The 17,168-nt window shown below is 71.9% G+C and carries 18 protein-coding genes; 13 read left to right on the forward strand and 5 right to left on the reverse strand.

What is annotated here, in order from left to right:
- The first annotated feature begins 8 nt into the window (after positions 1 to 8).
- The 3 genes from BUE43_RS23835 (at position 9) to BUE43_RS23845 (ending at position 1,710) form a co-directional block, all read left to right on the forward strand.
- Positions 9 to 431 (forward strand): rhodanese-like domain-containing protein, encoded by a 423-nt coding sequence (locus tag BUE43_RS23835; RefSeq protein ID WP_073487113.1) that lies wholly within the window; start codon positions 9 to 11, stop codon positions 429 to 431.
- 131 nt (positions 432 to 562) lie between these two features.
- Complete coding sequence (locus BUE43_RS23840; protein ID WP_143174348.1) at positions 563 to 748, forward strand: hypothetical protein; 186 nt, start codon at positions 563 to 565, stop codon at positions 746 to 748.
- Between the two features lie 443 nt (positions 749 to 1,191).
- Positions 1,192 to 1,710: a hypothetical protein gene (locus tag BUE43_RS23845; RefSeq protein ID WP_143174349.1), complete on the forward strand. Its 519-nt coding sequence runs from the start codon at positions 1,192 to 1,194 to the stop codon at positions 1,708 to 1,710.
- 77 nt (positions 1,711 to 1,787) lie between these two features.
- On the opposite strand, the gene BUE43_RS23850 is transcribed toward BUE43_RS23845, so the two are convergent.
- Both BUE43_RS23850 and BUE43_RS23855 read right to left on the reverse strand, forming a co-directional pair.
- Positions 1,788 to 2,390 carry a hypothetical protein gene (locus BUE43_RS23850; RefSeq protein ID WP_073487120.1) on the reverse strand — a complete coding sequence of 201 codons (603 nt, stop codon included), beginning with the start codon at positions 2,388 to 2,390 and terminating at the stop codon, positions 1,788 to 1,790.
- Positions 2,387 to 2,905 carry an RNA polymerase sigma factor gene (locus BUE43_RS23855; protein ID WP_073487122.1) on the reverse strand — a complete coding sequence of 173 codons (519 nt, stop codon included), beginning with the start codon at positions 2,903 to 2,905 and terminating at the stop codon, positions 2,387 to 2,389. The genes BUE43_RS23850 and BUE43_RS23855 overlap by 4 nt, the downstream gene beginning before the upstream one ends.
- A 271-nt stretch (positions 2,906 to 3,176) precedes the next feature.
- Between BUE43_RS23855 and BUE43_RS23860 the strand changes: the two genes are divergently transcribed.
- The 7 genes from BUE43_RS23860 (at position 3,177) to BUE43_RS23890 (ending at position 11,150) form a co-directional block, all read left to right on the forward strand.
- Positions 3,177 to 4,373, forward strand: a complete 1,197-nt coding sequence (locus BUE43_RS23860) for an acyl-CoA dehydrogenase family protein (RefSeq protein WP_073487124.1) — start codon at positions 3,177 to 3,179, stop codon at positions 4,371 to 4,373.
- A 305-nt stretch (positions 4,374 to 4,678) separates the two neighbouring features.
- The gene (locus BUE43_RS23865; RefSeq protein WP_073487127.1) at positions 4,679 to 5,221 is read left to right on the forward strand and encodes a general stress protein; all 543 of its coding nucleotides are present in this window, start codon (positions 4,679 to 4,681) and stop codon (positions 5,219 to 5,221) included.
- 269 nt (positions 5,222 to 5,490) lie between these two features.
- Positions 5,491 to 6,759, forward strand: a complete 1,269-nt coding sequence (locus tag BUE43_RS23870) for an ABC transporter substrate-binding protein (RefSeq protein ID WP_073487453.1) — start codon at positions 5,491 to 5,493, stop codon at positions 6,757 to 6,759.
- A 20-nt stretch (positions 6,760 to 6,779) separates the two neighbouring features.
- Entirely contained in the window at positions 6,780 to 7,703 is a 924-nt protein-coding gene (locus tag BUE43_RS23875; protein ID WP_073487455.1) for a carbohydrate ABC transporter permease, read from the forward strand.
- A 26-nt stretch (positions 7,704 to 7,729) separates the two neighbouring features.
- Entirely contained in the window at positions 7,730 to 8,560 is an 831-nt protein-coding gene (locus BUE43_RS23880; protein ID WP_073487457.1) for a carbohydrate ABC transporter permease, read from the forward strand.
- A 14-nt stretch (positions 8,561 to 8,574) separates the two neighbouring features.
- The gene (locus tag BUE43_RS23885) at positions 8,575 to 9,762 is read left to right on the forward strand and encodes an ABC transporter ATP-binding protein (RefSeq protein WP_073487129.1); all 1,188 of its coding nucleotides are present in this window, start codon (positions 8,575 to 8,577) and stop codon (positions 9,760 to 9,762) included.
- 317 nt (positions 9,763 to 10,079) lie between these two features.
- Complete coding sequence (locus BUE43_RS23890; RefSeq protein WP_234995881.1) at positions 10,080 to 11,150, forward strand: hypothetical protein; 1,071 nt, start codon at positions 10,080 to 10,082, stop codon at positions 11,148 to 11,150.
- 10 nt (positions 11,151 to 11,160) lie between these two features.
- Here BUE43_RS23890 and BUE43_RS23895 read toward each other — a convergent pair whose 3' ends face one another.
- Positions 11,161 to 12,006, reverse strand: coding sequence for a ParB N-terminal domain-containing protein (locus BUE43_RS23895; RefSeq protein ID WP_073487132.1), 846 nt, complete (start codon positions 12,004 to 12,006; stop codon positions 11,161 to 11,163).
- Positions 11,996 to 12,673: a metallophosphoesterase family protein gene (locus BUE43_RS23900; protein ID WP_073487461.1), complete on the reverse strand. Its 678-nt coding sequence runs from the start codon at positions 12,671 to 12,673 to the stop codon at positions 11,996 to 11,998. Before BUE43_RS23900 ends, BUE43_RS23895 begins: the two co-directional genes overlap by 11 nt.
- A 177-nt stretch (positions 12,674 to 12,850) precedes the next feature.
- Between BUE43_RS23900 and BUE43_RS23905 the strand changes: the two genes are divergently transcribed.
- From BUE43_RS23905 to BUE43_RS23915, 3 genes are all read left to right on the forward strand, one after another.
- A complete protein-coding gene (locus BUE43_RS23905) occupies positions 12,851 to 13,843 on the forward strand; it encodes a hypothetical protein (protein ID WP_073487135.1) in 993 nt (330 codons plus the stop codon).
- A gap of 237 nt (positions 13,844 to 14,080) precedes the next feature.
- Complete coding sequence (locus tag BUE43_RS23910) at positions 14,081 to 15,208, forward strand: DUF2332 domain-containing protein (RefSeq protein WP_234995882.1); 1,128 nt, start codon at positions 14,081 to 14,083, stop codon at positions 15,206 to 15,208.
- 630 nt (positions 15,209 to 15,838) lie between these two features.
- Positions 15,839 to 16,549, forward strand: coding sequence for an MgtC/SapB family protein (locus BUE43_RS23915; RefSeq protein ID WP_073487137.1), 711 nt, complete (start codon positions 15,839 to 15,841; stop codon positions 16,547 to 16,549).
- Here BUE43_RS23915 and BUE43_RS23920 read toward each other — a convergent pair.
- Positions 16,503 to 17,153, reverse strand: coding sequence for a TetR/AcrR family transcriptional regulator (locus BUE43_RS23920; RefSeq protein ID WP_073487140.1), 651 nt, complete (start codon positions 17,151 to 17,153; stop codon positions 16,503 to 16,505). The two genes, BUE43_RS23915 and BUE43_RS23920, sit on opposite strands and share 47 nt — an antisense overlap.
- Positions 17,154 to 17,168 lie beyond the last annotated feature (15 nt).

The following is a 17,168-nucleotide window of genomic DNA, read 5'->3' on the forward strand; positions in this document are numbered from 1 at the left end:
TCACGGTCATGACGAACTTCCTCGCTGCCCCGACTGGCCTGGTCACCGCCGGGACCGCCGATCCCGCCACCGCTGCCGCGCACTTCCGCCACCTGCTCTCCGTCGAGACGGACCCGGCGGACCTCAGGACGGACATGGAGGCCGGCCGGGGCGGCTTCGTGGTGCTCGACGTGCGCAGCCCCGAGCACTTCGCGGCCGGGCACGTCCCGGGCGCGACGAACCTCCCGGCCCGCGAGATCAACGCGACGACGACCGCCTCCCTGCCCGGGGACGCGGTGCTCGTCGTCTACTGCTGGGGGCCGGGCTGCAACGGGGCCGACAAGGCGGCCCTGGCCCTGGCCGAGCTCGGGTTCCGGGTCAAGAAGCTCATCGGCGGCTTCTGGACCTGGCGCACCGACCGCCACCCGGTCGCCAAGGGCGAGGCAGCGTGAGCCGCCACCGCTGATCGATGTCACGAGGGGCGACGATGGGGCAACATGTTGTGGTGCGACCCGGTGAGATCATGCACATCTGGGGTTCACCGATTGTTCAAACCGGGACCGCTCGGGTCAGGCTGCTGGACATGGCCAACCCCGACCATCCCGGGGGCGCGCTCCGGCGCGCCCTGCGACTGTTCCCCCGTCGCCGTCCCGACGACCTGCTGGAGCGCAGCCTGCGCCCCTGCGGCGGCTGCGGCGAGCAGGTGCACGTGTTCGCCGAGATCTGCCGACACTGCGGCCACACCCTGGACCTGGTCGCCGCCGTCTGACGGCCCCACCGCCTCGCCGTCGTCGTGGGCTCCCCCGTCCCCGCGACGACGGCGACCCCGGCCCGCGTTCTGGCTGGCGCTGAGCTTCTTTGGCCTGATCCGCCTTCATGTCGGGCTGCGGGAAAGAGCACCTTCCGCGTCTCAGCGCAACAAGGAATGATCCGTACGGCTTAGCCCGCGCGCTGTCGTCAAAAGCGCCTCAACGGGCTGTATCTGTCTTGTTCTCCGAGAAACTCTCGTGCGATCACACCAACGGTGGATGCCCTTCCCTCCCTCCCCTTCGCCTAGCATCGCCTGGGCATCAAAGGGGGATGCCCTTACGGGGTGGGCGGAAGAGGGGGTCAGAAACGACGCGGCTCGTCGCGGGCAGTTGATGTCTATTTGTTGTTTCCGCGAATTCCGCCTGTTGGTCGTTGTTGTCTCGTGTGAGGAGTCGTGAACGAATGGTTCGCAAAGTTTTAACCGCGGTGACGGTGGGGCTTACCGCGTTGTCCTTCGCGCCTGCCGCTGTCGCCGCACCGTCCGAAGCGGTGACCGAGTACTGCGCGGTGATCGTGAGCAAGGAACGCGACGAGCACGGGTTCTCGAAGGAACTGGCGAAGAGCTGCTCGCCTGTTTCGGTCGAGGACGCACTTGTCAAGGCGTCGGCGTCTGGCGGAGGCCGGTTCTCCGTGCCAGAGCTCGCTGGCACCCTCCTGCTGAATCAGTTCAAGGACGTCAACTACGGTGGCGGGGTCATTCACACGTACTATGGTGGGGGCGGTCCTTGCGACACGATGGGATACTATCTTCGAAACACTGTCTCTGTGTCGAAGAACGTGTCCTCCATGATTGGTTACAACAACTGCAACCGCGTGAGAGTTCACGACTGGGATGAGAACAGCTACCAGTTCGATCTTCCTGTCGCGCACATGGGGCGCTTTAACGACAACGTGAACGGCCTGCGAGTGTTCCACATGTGAGCGGGGTTGGCAGGGTCTTCCGTGAGAGTGGTCAGGTGGTCCCGTCGCCGGCATGGCGGGACCACCCCCTCGGTCGGCTAGAGGCGTGCCACGGCCAGTCCGAGGTCCGCGCAGGTCTGCTCGTCGCCGGGAAAGACTCCCACGGCACCGCTCTCGACGTCCTCGGAGCGGGAGGACAGCACGCAGGCGACCAGATCGGGCACGTCGTGGGCCTCGCCGGCTGGTTTCGCTGGGCGCCATTCGTAGATGTTGTCCCGCCAAGCGATGCGGCACAGTTCCACGATATGGGCGGCGGTGTCTCCTCGTCCGGTTTCCGTTCTTCCACTGATACTCGTCGGCACGTGCTGGTTGATTTCCTTGCTGGTGAGGTCCGCGGACTTGTAGCAGTAGGCCGGGTCGCGAACGGTGGGGGCTTCGGTCCATATCGGGGCCTTCGGGGCGCTCTGGGTTCCTCCCGGGTGGGCCGGCGTGATCTGGCCGGACGAGGGAAGGCCCCGCGCCATGGTGAAGGTGACACCGGCCACCGCGACCGCGACCACCACAGCGGCGGCGGCCAGGGGAAACAGTTTCGCTCGGCGCGCCGAACGCCTGCCGGCCGCCTCGATCTTGTCGAAGTCCAGGTTCAGCGGCGGCTCGTCGTCGCCGAGTGCGCGTGTGAAGAACTGCTTGTCGAGAGTCATGGGGTGGTTACCTCGTCTTCCTCGTTCGACATGCGGCCGGAGCTGTCGGACAGGAACGACCGGAGCGCCTCCAGGCCGCGCGCGGTCTGCGACTTCACCGTTCCCTCGGTCACTCCGAGTGTTTTCGCGGTCTCTGCGACCGTCAGGTCGCTGTAGAACCGCAACACCAGTACCGCTCTCTGGCGCTGTGGCACTTGTCGTAGCGCGGCTCGCACATCCAGCGTGTCGTCCGGTGTCGACGTGACACGGGCAGAATCGGGAGGTTCGCCCAGAACTTCGGTGTGGCGGTAGGCGCGCCGCGACTCGTCAATGGCCAGCCGGGAGATGACGGTGTGCATGTAGGCGTCGACGGTGTCGACCCGGATGCGGCGCCACTGCTTGTAGAGACGCACGAGTGCCACCTGGACGATGTCCTCGGCTCTCGCCCAGTCGCCTCCGCACATCAGGAACGCCAGACGTCGCCAAGCCGCTGCGCGCTCGCGGGCGAGCCGGGTGAAAGTGGGTAAATCATCCATCAACGCACGCCCCTCTTTCGGATCTCCCCCGTATACGGGTCGGGCGCCTCTGGGGGTTGCACGGCTCGCGCGGTGAGTCGCGGGCCACGGGGGAGCCGAGTCGGAGTGACCCGAGCACGGGGGGAAGGGGGCGGTGGCCCGGTTGGGCGTGAGCTGCGCCGCACCTGGGGCAGGGCCTTCCGTCTGGCTGGGGCAGGCTCGATACTCGCCGGTAACCTCCGCGCCGGGGCGGTGCCTCCCCGGTCCGCGACATGACGAAAGGGGAGCGCGCATGGCTCGGCTCGCCCAGACCGCCGGTCTCACCGACGTCCAGCAGGAGATCCTCTCGACGGTCCGCGACTTCGTCGAGAAGGAGGTCATCCCGCACGCCCAGGCGCTGGAGCACGAGGACGCCTATCCCGCCGACATCGTCGAGGGCATGAAGGAGATGGGGCTGTTCGGCCTCACCATCCCCGAGGAGCACGGCGGCCTCGGCGAGTCGTTGCTCACCTACGCGCTCGTGGTGGAGGAGATCGCGCGCGGCTGGATGAGCGTCTCCGGTGTGATCAACACCCACTTCATCACCGCGTACATGATCTCCCGGCACGGCACCGAGGAGCAGCGCCGGCACTTCCTGCCGCGCATGGCCACCGGCGAGGTGCGGGGCGCGTTCTCGATGTCCGAGCCGGACCTCGGCTCCGACGTCGCGGCGATCAAGACGCGGGCGCGGCGCGACGGCGACGACTACGTCATCGACGGCCAGAAGATGTGGCTCACCAACGGCGGCACGTCCAACCTGGTCGCGCTGCTGGTGCGCACCGACGAGGGCGCGGAGAAGCCGCACGAGAACCTGACGACCTTCCTGGTGGAGAAGCCCGAGGGCTACGGCGAGGTCGCGCCGGGCCTCACGGTGCCCGGCAAGCTCCCCAAGATGGGGTACAAGGGCGTCGACACCACCGAGCTGGTGCTCGACGGCCACCGCGTGCGCGCCGACCAGGTCCTCGGCGGCGTCCCCGGGCGCGGCTTCCGGCACATGATGGACGGCGTCGAGGTGGGCCGGGTCAACGTCGCGGCCCGCGCCTGCGGCATCGCGATCCGCGCGTTCGAGCTGGCCGTGGCCTACGCCCAGCAGCGGAGGACCTTCGGCAAGGCGATCGCCGAGCACCAGGCCGTGGCGTTCAAGTTGGCGGAGATGGCCACCAAGGTCGAGGCCGCGCACCTGATGATGGTCAACGCCGCCCGGCTCAAGGACTCCGGCCAGCGCAACGACGTCGAGGCCGGCATGGCCAAGCTGATCGCGTCCGAGTACTGCGCGGAGGTGACGCAGGACGCGTTCCGCATCCACGGCGGCTACGGCTACTCCAAGGAGTACGAGATCGAGCGGCTCATGCGCGAGGCGCCGTTCCTGCTCATCGGCGAGGGCACCAGCGAGATCCAGAAGATGATCATCAGCAGGGGGCTGCTCCGGGAGTACCGCCAGCGGGGCTGACCCCGTTGCCGGAACACCGCTGCCGGAACACCGCTGACTGGGCCCGGTGAACCGATCTCCGGCCCGTCCCCCGACCGGACCGGAACGCACGGCGCGGGCGCGGGAGAACCGCGCCCGCGCCGGCGCGTCGCGACCCGTCACCCGGCATTTGATTGACCGAACACGGTCGCGGTTAGTGGTCACCCCACCGGGGAAACCACCCGCCGCGGCCGGGTCGAAACCGACACGCCGGGTCATTCCTCCGCGAATTGGGCCTGCCCCCGGGGGAGATCGTTGGCAGGATGGGGGCAGTTGCCGCGGAGGTGATGGAAGTGTCGAGCCCGTTCTCCGGCCCGGACCGCCCGTCGGGTGGTCCGCCGCGCCTGCCGACGCCGCCCTCGGGCTGGCCGATCGGCTCCTACTCCCGGTACGAGGAGGCGCAGCGGGCGGTCGACCACCTCGCCGACAACGACTTCCCCGTGCAGGACGTGACGATCGTCGGCGTCGACCTGATGCTGGTCGAGCGGGTCACCGGCCGGCTCACCTGGGGCCGCGTCCTCGGCACCGGCGCCGCCTCCGGCGCGTGGTTCGGCCTGTTCGTCGGCGTGCTGCTCAGCCTGTTCAGCTCCGGTCCCGGCCCGGCCTTCGGGCCGATCCTGGTCGGCCTGGTGACCGGTGTCGTGTTCGGCATCGTCTTCGCCGCGGCGGGGTACGCGTCCGCTCGTGGTGTGCGTGACTTCAGCTCGGCCAGCCAGCTCGTCGCCGGCCGCTACGACGTGCTCTGCCAGCCGAGGAACGCCGAGCGCGGGCGCGACATGCTCGCCAGGCTGGCCATGCGTCCCCCGTCCGAGGGTGGAACCGCCGACTGACCCGCGGCGGGCCGGTCCCGTCCGCCACCCGTCCGCCGCGCGTCGTGACCGGATCGCGACGGCGCGTGGCGTGATCGTTGTCGGAACCGGTTGCGGGAGCTGATCAAGCCGCCTAGGTTCGGGCCACTGGCGGGTGACGTGTGCGCCGTCACACCAGAGGGCCCGCCACGTCCACGGCGCACGATGACGTGCCGGTTCGCGCGAGCGTCGTCCGGGCCGGCCGCACGCTGCCCGACGGCCTCCGCGCCACCCGGTGGAAGGAGGAGGCCATGGGGCGCCCCACGCGCGGGGGGCGGAGGGCGGCCGTGTTGTTGGGGGCCGCGTTGCTCGTCGCGCCAGCCCTGGCGGCCTGCGGGGCCGCCACCGACGACGGGATCGTCGTCAACCTGTACAACCCGCCCGAGGAGAACCTGAGCAAGGTCGTCGAGACCTGCAACCAGCGGGCCGGTGGGCGGTACCGGATCGCCCTCACCACGCTGCCCCGCGGCGCCGACGGCCAGCGGGAGCAGATGGTGCGGCGGCTCGCCGCCGGCGACACCGACATGGACGTGCTCAACCTCGACATCACCTGGACGCCGGAGTTCGCCGAGGCCGGCTGGATCCGGGAGTGGACGGGCCGGCACAAGGAGGAGGCGGAGCGGGACGTGCTGCCCGGGCCGCTGGCCTCGACCCGCTGGCGGGGCAGGACCTACGCCGCGGCCAAGAACAGCAACGTGCAGCTGCTCTGGTACCGCTCCGACCTGGTCGAGGAACCGCCGACGACCTGGCAGGAGGTGATCAGGACCGCCCAGGAGCTGCAACAGCGGGGCAAGCCGGGCACGGTCCTGCTGACCGGGGCGCAGTACGAGGGCCTGGTCGTCAACTACAGCAACATGGTGGGCGCGCTGGACGGGCACATCCTGTCCGAGGACGGCAGCCGGGCGGTGCTCGACGACGGCGCGGTCCGGGCGCTGGAGACGCTCAGGGACCTCGCGCGCTCGGGGGTGACCAGCCCGTCGCTGACCAACCAGCGGGAGGACGACGTCCGGTTGGGCTTCCAGAGCGGCAACGCGGCCTTCCAGGTCAACTGGCCGTTCGTGCACCCGGCGACCCGGGCGGGCAACCCGCAGGTCTTCCGGAACATGAAGTGGGCCCCGCTGCCCGGGGTGGAGCCCGGCAAGCCGGGCAAGGCCACGATCGGCGGCGCGAACTACACCGTCAGCTCCTACTCGCGGCACCCGGACGAGGCGTTCGACGCGGTGCTGTGCCTGCGCGACGCGGCGAACCAGAAGTTCCAGGCGGTCAAGGACGGCCTGCCGCCGACCCTCGCCTCGGTCTACGACGAGCCGGAGATGGCCGAGGCGTACCCGATGCGCGACGTGATCCGCGAGCAGCTGCGGAACCCGGCGTTGCGCCCGATGACGCCCGCCTACCAGAACGTGTCCACGGTGCTGTCCACAGTGCTCTCCCCGCCCTCGGCGATCGATCCGAAGGCGACGGCCGACCGGCTGCGCAAGGAGTTGCAGGACGCCATCGAGTCCAAGGGGGTGCTGCCGTGAGCGCCACCGCACCGCCGGCGATGGCGAACGAGGCGACGAAGCGACCGGGGCGGCGCGCGCTCAGCGAGGGCAAGCGCGCGGAGCGCCGGCTCGGCTGGCTGCTCTGCGCGCCGGCCGCGATCGTGATGGTGGCGGTGACGGGCTGGCCGATCCTGTACTCGGTCTGGCTGTCCCTCCAGCGCTACGACCTGAGGTTCCCCAACCAGCGCGAGTTCGTCGGGCTGGCCAACTACGCCACGGTGCTGACGAACTCCTACTGGTGGCAGGCGTTCGGCGTCACGTCGCTGATCACCGTGCTGTCGGTGGTGATCGAGCTGGTGCTCGGCATGGCGCTGGCGCTGGTGATGCACTGGGCGTTCGTCGGCCGGGGTCTGGTGCGGACGGTCACGCTCGTGCCCTACGGCATCGTCACGGTGGTGGCCGCGTTCAGCTGGCGGTACGCGTGGAGCCAGGACGTGGGCTACCTGGCGCGGCTGTTCTCCCCGGAGGGCGCTCCGCTGACCGAGCGCGCCTCGGCCCTGGCGATCATCGTGTTGGCCGAGGTCTGGAAGACCACGCCGTTCATGGCCCTGCTGCTGATGGCCGGGCTCGCGCTCGTGCCGAGCGAGCTGTTGCGGGCCGCCGCGATGGACGGCGCGAGCGCGTGGCAGCGGTTCACCAAGGTGATCGTCCCGGTGATGCGGCCGGCGATCCTGGTCGCCCTGCTGTTCCGCACCCTCGACGCGTTCCGCATCTTCGACAACGTCTTCGTGCTCACGGCGGGGTCGCAGGGCACCTCGTCGGTGTCGATGCTGACCTTCAACAACCTGATCCGGGGGTTGAACCTGGGCATCGGGGCGACCATGTCGGTGCTGATCTTCCTCGCGGTGGCGGCGATCGCGTTCGTGTTCGTGAAGGTCTTCGGCACGGCGGCGCCCGGCAGTGAGAAGGAGGGGAGGCGCTGATGGTGCTGGAGGTCCCCGACCGGCGGATGTCCCCCGAGGCCCGCCGCAGGGCGAAGTGGTGGTTCGTCAACGCCGTCGTCGTGGTCTACGCGCTGCTGCCGGTGCTGTGGATCGTCTCCCTGTCCTTCAAGACCAAGGAGACGATCACCGACGGCCGGCTGCTCCCGCGCGAGTGGACGCTGGAGAACTACCGGGCCATCTTCGGCACGTCGGACTTCGTCCGCGCGCTCGTGAACTCGGTCGGCATCGCGTTGATCTCCACGACGATCGCGGTGGTGCTCGGCACGATGGCGGCCTACGCCATCGCCCGCCTGGACTTCCCCGGCAAGCGGGCGCTCGTCGGCGTCTCGTTGCTGATCGCGATGTTCCCGCAGGTGTCGCTGGTGTCCCCGCTGTTCGAGATGGAGCGGGGGCTGGGGCTGTTCGACACCTGGCCGGGCCTGATCCTGCCCTACATCACCTTCGCGCTGCCGCTGGCGATCTACACGTTGTCGGCGTTCTTCCGGGAGATCCCGTGGGAGCTGGAGAAGGCGGCGAAGATGGACGGCGCCACCCCGGCGCAGGCGTTCCTGAAGGTGATCGCGCCGCTGGCCGCGCCCGGGGTGTTCACCACCGCGATCCTGGTGTTCATCTTCTGCTGGAACGACTTCCTGTTCGCGCTCTCCCTGACCTCCACCGAGCGGTCCCGGACGGTGCCGGCGGCGATGTCGTTCTTCTCCGGCAGCTCGCAGTTCGAGGACCCGACCGGGACGACCTGCGCCGCCGCGGTGGTGATCAGCGTGCCGATCATCGTGTTCGTGTTGTTCTTCCAGCGTCGCATCGTCGCGGGCCTGACGTCCGGCGCGGTCAAGGGATGAGGTGAGGACGGGGCATGGCCGAGATCGTCCTGGACAAGGTGTCCAAGCGGTACCCGGACGGCGCGGTGGCCGTCCGCGACGTCGACGTGGAGATCGCCGACGGCGAGTTCGTCATCCTGGTCGGGCCGTCGGGCTGCGGGAAGTCCACGACGCTGAACATGATCGCCGGCCTGGAGGACATCACCTCCGGCGAGCTGCGCATCGGCGGCCAGCGGATGAACGAGCGCGCGCCCAAGGACCGGGACATCGCCATGGTGTTCCAGTCCTACGCGCTCTACCCGCACATGACCGTGCGGGAGAACATGGCCTTCCCGCTGCGACTGGCCAAGGTGGACAAGGAGACGGTGCGCCGCAAGGTGGAGGAGGCGGCGCGGGTGCTCGACCTGACCCAGCACCTCGACCGCCGGCCGGCCAACCTCTCCGGCGGCCAGCGGCAGCGGGTGGCGATGGGGCGGGCGATCGTGCGCAACCCCAAGGCGTTCCTGATGGACGAACCACTGTCCAACTTGGACGCCAAGCTGCGGGTGCAGATGCGCACCGAGGTGTCCCGGCTGCAGAAGAAGCTCGGCACCACCACGGTGTACGTGACGCACGACCAGACCGAGGCGATGACGCTGGGGGACCGGGTCGTCGTGATGCGCGCGGGCGTGGTGCAGCAGGTCGGCTCGCCGCAGTTCCTCTACGACCACCCGGCCAACCTGTTCGTCGCCGGTTTCATCGGCTCCCCGTCGATGAACTTCGTGCCGGCGGGGGTGGAGGAGGGGGTCCTGCGCGGCCCGCTCGGCGACATCCCGCTGACCGACCGCGTCCGCCGGCTGCTGACCGAGGCGAAGGCCCCGCGTGAGGTGATCATGGGGGTGCGGCCGGAGCACTTCGAGGACGCCGCGCTGGTCGAGGAGCACGCGCGGGCGGCCGGCGTGGTCCACCGCGCCCAGGTGGACGTGCTGGAGTCGATGGGCTCGGACAAGTACGCCTACTTCTCGCTGGGCGGGGAGCGGGCGCGGTCGGCGGAGCTGGAGGAGCTCGCGGCCGACGTGGGCATCGCCGACCTGTCCTCGTCCGGGGCCGGGAGCCTGGTCACCCGGCTCTCCGCCGCCTCGGGGGCCAGGGAGGGCGAGCCGGTCGAGGTCTGGTTCGACCCGGACAAGGTGCAGTTGTTCGACCCGAGCAGCGGGCGCAACCTGACGTACTCCGGAGACTGAGCCCGGACGGCCCCGGACGACTCGCACGGCCGCGACGACCCACACGACCGCGACGGCCCCGCGCGCACCCGCCCGCGGGGCCGTCGCGCGTGCGCCGAACCTCGTTGCGCGGCGAAAGACAACCCTTCTGGGTGATCTTGGGTCGGCGCGTCGCGTCCGGCCGGCGCGCGGGCCCGGACCGGCCACACGCGCCGTGCGCTGCCGGAACGGCGGGCGTGCGCGGCGGGGGCGGAGTTGCCGGAACGGGCTGTCCGGGGTTGCCCGGGGTGCGATCATCGGCGGGACCCGACAGAGGCGGCCGTCAGGGGGTAGTCGACGTGCCCAGCAGCACGGTCCCGGTTCCCGTCACGCCCGAGCCGGTCCCCGAACCCCGCGTGGAGCCCGAGATCGTCGTCAAGACGCCCCTCGGCAGCGGGGTGTCCGGGGAGAAGCAGGCCAGGGCGCGGGGGCGCAGCCGCAGCACCACCGACTGGCGGCTGGCCGTGGAGGACCGGTTGCGGGTCCTCGCGGCGGAGCACACCAAGCAGGGCGGCACCGACCTCGCGGTCTCCGGCGCGCTGGACGTCGTCCGCCGCACCCTGGACCAGGCGGCCGCCACCCGCGGCCGCCGCCGGCTGGGCGCGTGGTGGTCGGGGTGGCACATCGAACGGAGCTGGCGGGCGCTGCACGACGCCGAGGCCCGGCTGCTGGCGGCCAGCCCCGACCTCGCGGGCCGGCTGGTCGACCTGCGGCAGCGGGTCGCCAAGCACCTGCCGGCGGAGGACATGCGCCGGCGCGCGATGGACGAGCTGAACCTGGCCGAGGCGCCGGTGGTCTCCGTCCGGCCGGTGGTGGAGGCCGCGCTGCGCGCGACCTTCGACGCCTCGGACGACGCGCACAACGCGGTCCGCGCGCTGCGCAACAAGCTCCTGCTGGCCGGCCTCGCGCTCGGGCTGCTGAACATGCTCGTCGGGGTGCTGGGCACGCTCTGGCCCGGCCTGCTGCCGCTGTGCGTGCCGTCCACCGAGCTGATCTGCCCCGGCCGGGTCGGCTCGCCCAGCGCGCCGGACGTCTGGCTGGTCCAGCTGCTCGGCGTGCTCGGCGCGGCCGTCGCCGTGGTCGTGATGCTGGCCCGACAACGGCCCACGCTGACCACCTACCGGCTGTCCGGCTACCAGGCGCTGATCAAGATCCTGCTGGGCGCGACCCTGGCGCTGCTGGGCCTGCTGGCGCTGGGCGCCGAGGTGGTGGGCGACGCGGTGAGCCCGCACTCGCGGCCGGCGCTGCTGCTGTGGGCCGTGGTCCTGGGCTACGGCCAGCAGGTGAGCACCCGGCTGCTCGACGCGCACGCCCAGCGGATCATGGACAGCGCCAAGCCGTTGCCGCCCGAGTCCCGGCCGCCGCACTGAGCCCGACCGGTCATCGTCGTGCGCCGACCCGCAGCGCGTTGATGATCTCGTCGTCCCAGCGGTGGGTGCGGATCAGCCGGTAGCGCTCGCCGATCACCCAGAGGTACGCCTCGGCGTCCGTGCGCCGACCCACCAGGTCGGCCTGCGTCAGCATGCGCACCACCGGCAGGTACTCCTCGGCGTACCACCGGCGGGCCACCGTCGCGCGGTCGAGCAGGACCCCCTCGTCCTGCATCAGCCGGAACCCCCACGCCTCCACGGCCTCGCCCAACTCGGCGTAGTCCCACGGGTCGCCGACCACCACGGCCGCCCGCGCCGCGCCGGGCAGCGGCACCCGCTCCAGGAAGATCCGCCGGTAGTCCTTGACGATCAGGTCGCCGCGGAAGCGGATGCCGTGCGGGTCGATGCGGGTCAGCACCTCGGTCACGCGCGCCTCGATCGTCCGCAGGCCCAACGCGTGCGCCACCGAGACCCGGTGGTGCCCGTCCTGGACGAAGTGCAGCTCGCCCACGCGGTAGACGTCGATCGGCGGGACCGGCTCGCCCCGCCGGGTCGCCAGGGCCAGCCGCTGCCACCGCTCGCGCACCCTGGCCGAGGTGGGCCGGAACCGCCGGTCGAAGTCCCTGGTGCGGTCGACGCTGCCGACGATCGTGTCCAGCCGGATCACCTGGAGCCCCAGCCGCCGCTCGCCCGCCCTGCCCAGCGCGCCGACCACCTCGTCGAACGGCAACATGATGTTGACGTCGTCGGGCTCCCTGCGCAGCCAGGCCGCCAGCCGGGACAGCACCTGCCGGCGTCGGGCCCGCAGGAAGTCGTTCTCCGCGTCGGCGCGCGGAAAACCGGTGTCACGGGGCATCCGCCACCTCCTCGCCCGAGGCGATCTCCAGCACCCGGTGGCCGACGACGTTCAGCACCAGCGCGCCGTGGTCGGCGCGGTCCGGCGTCGGTCGGCCGTACGGGTGGACGTGTCCGTGCACGAGCACGCGCGGCCGCAACCCGCGTACCGCGTCGTGCAGGCACTCGAAACCCCGGTGCGGCAGGTCGTCGCCATCGCCACACCCGCGCGGCGGGGAGTGGGTGAGCAGCACGTCGACCCCTCGGCCGTCCCGCAGCCGCCGCCACGCCGCCCGCCGGACCAGCCGCCGCGCCCGCCCGGCCTGCTGCCGCTCGGTCCACTGGTTCGGCCCGTCGCCGTAGCGGAGCGAGCCGCCCAGGCCCGCGATCCGCAGCCCGGCGACGTCCACCACCCGCCCGTCCGCGTTGACCGCGCCCGCCGGCCCCGGCCACCGCGCCGGCATCCCGGCCCTGGTCCACAGGCCCCGCGCGGCGCGGTAGCCGCTCAGGTCGGGGTCGTGGTTGCCCGGCACGAACACGCACGGCCGGTCCAGCGTGCCGACCAGGTACTCCAGGTACTCGAACGGCAGGTCGCCCGCGGCGAGCACCAGGTCGACGCCGAGCCGCCGGACCTGCTCGGTCCAGAGCCGCTCGACGACCTCGTCGGCCACCGCCAGCACCCTGGGCACAGCGCCGAGGGTACGGCCGGAACCGCTCGGCCGGTGCGGCTGTCCGGCCGCGTCCGGCACCACGTTTGCCGCATTGACCTGCGGCGACGGCGTGGACAGGCTGGGATGCGGGTGGCCGGACCCACGCGGTCCTGCCCCGCCGCCGCGACGACCAGCACGAGCGACGAGGGAGTTGCGATGCGGCGCACGACGCGACGGGCGGCCGTCCTGGCCGCCGCGGTGTTGCTGTCCGGGGTGGCGGCCGGCCTGCCGGCGGCGGGGGAGCCGACACCCCGACCGGCGACCGGGTCAGCGGCGGGGTCGGCGTCCGGGACCCCCGACCCGCACGCCCCGGTGGGCGGCGTGGTGCCGGGCGTCGAGGGCGCGGCGGCGGAACGGGCGGCCGGCCCGGCCGTGGCCGGGTTCCGGGAGTTGCGCCGGACCGGCGGCCCGCGCGGCACGGCCGGCAGGGGCACGGCCGGCAGGGGCACGGCCGGCAATGGCGCGGCGTCGGACCGGACGCACAACTTCTGGGGCGTGATGCCGCCCGACGCCGGGGCGGGCGACGGCATGGTGGCCACCCACTCGGTGCACCAGGACCTGCGGATCTCGCACCAGGAGGACTTCCTCTACGCGCCGACGTCGAAGCCGGGCAACGACTCGTGCGTGGAGGTCGTGACCTCCTACTCCCGCCACTTCGGCCCGCAGGTCTGGGCGTGGGACTGGTGTCGCACCGGGAACCTCGCCAAACAGGTCAATGTGGACAGCGATTTCCTCGACACCTACACGACGACGGTGAACGGGCACCGGGCCTATACGGTCCAGAACGTTCGGACAAACGCGGCGAACAACACGTGGACCGCATATCTGCACAACTACGCCACCAAGAAATGGGACGTCTTCTTCACCAGTTCCGGACGTGACCGGACCGACGCCGCGTACGGCTGGGACGTCTTCGAGATCTACTCCACGGTGGACCCGGCCACGGGCGAGGGCCACTACTGCCCCGCCTCGGTCGGCAAACCCTTCGAGAGCAGCGACATCAAGCTGCGCAAGGGCGGGAGCTGGGCCGCCGCCAGCCCGGCCGAGTCGCCGATCGTCCCGCCGCGGCCGGACCCGGACGCCTACCAGTGCCCGTCGCTGCGGTTCCAGGTGCGGCACGCCAACGACCACTGGGTCGTCGAACACTAGCGGGCCGGCGGCGTCGCCGGGCGCGGGAGCGTGCCAACCCGGCGACGCCTCGGCGGCGGCGCGACCCCACCGACGAGTGTTGTCCGTGCGGAGAAACCGGATTTCTGTGACGTTTGGTGTTGTTGTGCGGAAAAGCCCTCGCGGAGCGTGGTCGCTGAGCCAGGTAAGCGATCTCACGGCGTAGTTCCGTCGCTCAGGGGGTGTTGGGACGCGTCCGCTCCGGGTTAGCGTCGATTCGTGCTCACCGCGCTCAGCGAACTCTCGCAGATGTTCCGCGCGCAGGCGGAGGGTTGCCGGGCCAACGGAGGCCCCACCGGCAGTCCGCTCACGCACGCGCTGTTGTCCGCGGCCGCCGACGACCTGGACGCCGGCGGGGTCAGCGCCGAGGTGATGGCGGGCGCGGAGCGGGACCGCCAGGGCTCCGTGCCGGGCCTGCGCTTCGCCGGAGCCGTGCACCGCCTGGTGTTGGAGGGGCGCGCGCCGGACCTGGCGCGGCACTACCCGAACGTCGGCGGCCGGCTCCGCGCGGACGAGCTGTGGGCGGACGCCGAACCCGTCCTGCGCGAGCACCTGGACGAACTGCGCCGGCGGGTGCGGGCCACGGTCGTGCAGACCAACGAGCCGGGGCGCATGGCCCCGATGCTCGGCGGGCTGCTGGTGGCCGCGCAGCGGGCCGCGCGGGAGGTCGGCCGGAGCGGGGCTTTCCCGGTCCGGCTGTGGGAGATCGGCGCGAGCGGCGGGCTGAACCTGCGCCCCGACCGGGTGGCTGTGCGGCTGGGGAACGGGGACGTGCTCGGCGACCCGGACAGCCCGCTGCGGCTGGACGCGCAGTGGACCGGGCTGCCGCCCGCCGACCTGGGCCAGCCGCTCCAGGTGGTCGAGCGCGCCGGCTGTGACACCCATCCGGTGGACGTCAGCACCGAGGACGGCCGGCTGCACCTGTCCAGCTTCGTCTGGCCGGACCAGCTCGACCGGTGGCGGCGGGCGCAGGCCGCGATGCGGCTGGCCGCCGAGGACCCGGTGCTGGTGGAGCGGGCGAGCGGCCCCGACTGGCTGAGCCGGCGGCTCACCCAGCGGCAGTCCGGCGTGCTCACCGTGGTGTGGCACTCGGTGGTGTGGCAGTACGTCCCACCGGGTGACCGGGCTCGGGGACGCTCCGTGTTGGCCGAGGCCGCGGCGCAGGCCACCCCGGACGCGCCCCTGGCGTTGCTGGTGTACGAACCCCGCCGGGTGCCGAACAGCGAGGGCGGGCCGTACCGGTTCGACCTGCTGCTGCGGCTGTGGCCCGCCGGGCTCTCGCTGCACCTGGGCAGCGGCGGCGGGCACGGCATCCCGTTCACCTGGAACGAGCAGGTGTGGAACTGACCCGGTGCTGACCGGAGCGGCCAGCCGACCGGAGTGGCCGGGAGCCTCCCTCCTCACGCCCGCGACACAGGCCCGGCGCTAGCCTCGCCGAGGACTCGCACGGCGACTCGGGAGGTGATCGCGATGAATCTCGGCGATCCCCCGAGTAGTTTGCGCTGAGGTCGCCCACGCGCGGCGCGGCGGTTCCCGCGCCGTTTCCGGGCGTTCGCCCGACGCTGCCATTCTGCGGGAACGAACCGGAGAGCCCCGGGAACCCCGTCGCGGATCGCGGTCGGCGGACGCGGAAGGCACGTGTGGCGTCCCCGGCGAATCCGGGACCTGAGCGAGCGGTGTCGCCGCCACCGATTTCGGCGACCTGTTTCCACTGTCCACTGTGGGTGTTCTGACGCGTCGCGGGACACCCACCGCTCCGGCGCGCCATGTCCCGGCAAGCGCTGACAGGCGCTCCCCGCCGAGGAAGCGGAGTCTGGGACACCACACGGCCTCCCGGCCGCGTGCGCCGAGAGAAGACCGGACCCGGAGCCACGCCCGACCACGGCTGCCGGGGTGCGCCGAACGACCGCGACGCGGTGGGACCCGGGGTGCCGGCCGGGGTGGCCGGCGCCCGGGACGAGCGATCGGAGGGGTGAGATGGGAACGCTTGCCTGGTGGGAGGTTCCGGCCCGACTCGGCGTCGCGTTGCTGCTCGGCGCGGGAGTGGGACTGGAACGGCAGTGGCGGTCGCGGATGGCCGGACTGCGGACCAACGCGCTGGTCTCCATCGGCGCGGCGCTGTTCGTGCTGTTCAGCGTGCTCACCCCGGAGGACAACAGCCCGACGCGGATCGCGTCCTACGTGGTGTCCGGGGTCGGCTTCCTCGGCGCCGGTGTGATCATCCGGGACCGGGGGAACCTGCGGGGCATCAACACCGCGGCGACGGTCTGGGGCACCGCGGGCGTCGGCGTGATGGCCGGCGGCGGGCACTTCCTGGTGGCCGCGCTCGGGGCTGCGGCGATCGTGCTCGCCAACGTGGTGCTGCGGTCGATGGCCCGGCGGGTGGACCGGCGCGAGGTCGAGCGGGACGAGGGGCCGAGGAGCTACCGGTTCCGCGCGGTCTGCCGGGACGCCGACGAGGCGCACATCAGGGCGCTGGTGGTGCAGTCGCTCACGGCGGGCGGGTTCGCGCTGTGCGCCCTGGACAGCGAGGACATCAACAACACCGGGAAGGTGGCGGTGACCGCCCGGCTCAACGGCCAGGGCCAGGGCTCGGGTCAGCTGGAGCAGGCGGTGAGCCGGCTGTCGCTGGAGCCGGGCATCAGCTCGGTGAGCTGGCGGGTCGGCGACGACGAGGAGGACCTGTGACCGGCGGGGCGGGAGCGGCCGCGCCGGGCGCGGCGATCGCGAGCCGCACGGCGGCCATCGCCGCCGTCCGCTCCTCGCGGTTCCACACCCGGCCGGTGAGCAGCACCCGGTAGACGAGCGGGCCGAGCACCAGGTCCCGGACGACCTCGACGTCGAGGTCGTCCCGGATCTGCCCGGCCCGCACACCGCGCGTGATCACCTCGCTGAGCACGCCGAGCCGGGGCGACAGGTAGCGCTCCGCCAGCCGGCTGGCCAGCTCCGGCCGGTCGATCGCCGCGCCGAGCACGGCCAGCACCACCGGCCCGACGCCCGCCGCGACGAGCCGCTCCAGCACGCCGGCGGCGAGGACCTCCAGGTCGCGGAGGGCGTCGCCGGTGTCCGGGTCGGCCATGACCGGCACCGCCCGGCTCAGCACGTCGACCACCAGGTCGTCCTTGGTCGGCCAGCGCCGGTAGACGGTCGGCCGGCCGACCCCGGCGCGCGCGGCCACCGCCTCGATGGTCAGCCCGTGGTAGCCGGCGCTGGCGAGCAGGTCCAGCGTCGCCTGTTCCACGGCCCAGTCCACCGCCGTGCTGCGCGGTCGCCCTCGCCTGCCGGTCGCCATGCCGGTAGGGTACGC

Source organism: Streptoalloteichus hindustanus, assembly GCF_900129375.1.
GTDB classification, from domain to species: domain Bacteria; phylum Actinomycetota; class Actinomycetes; order Mycobacteriales; family Pseudonocardiaceae; genus Streptoalloteichus; species Streptoalloteichus hindustanus.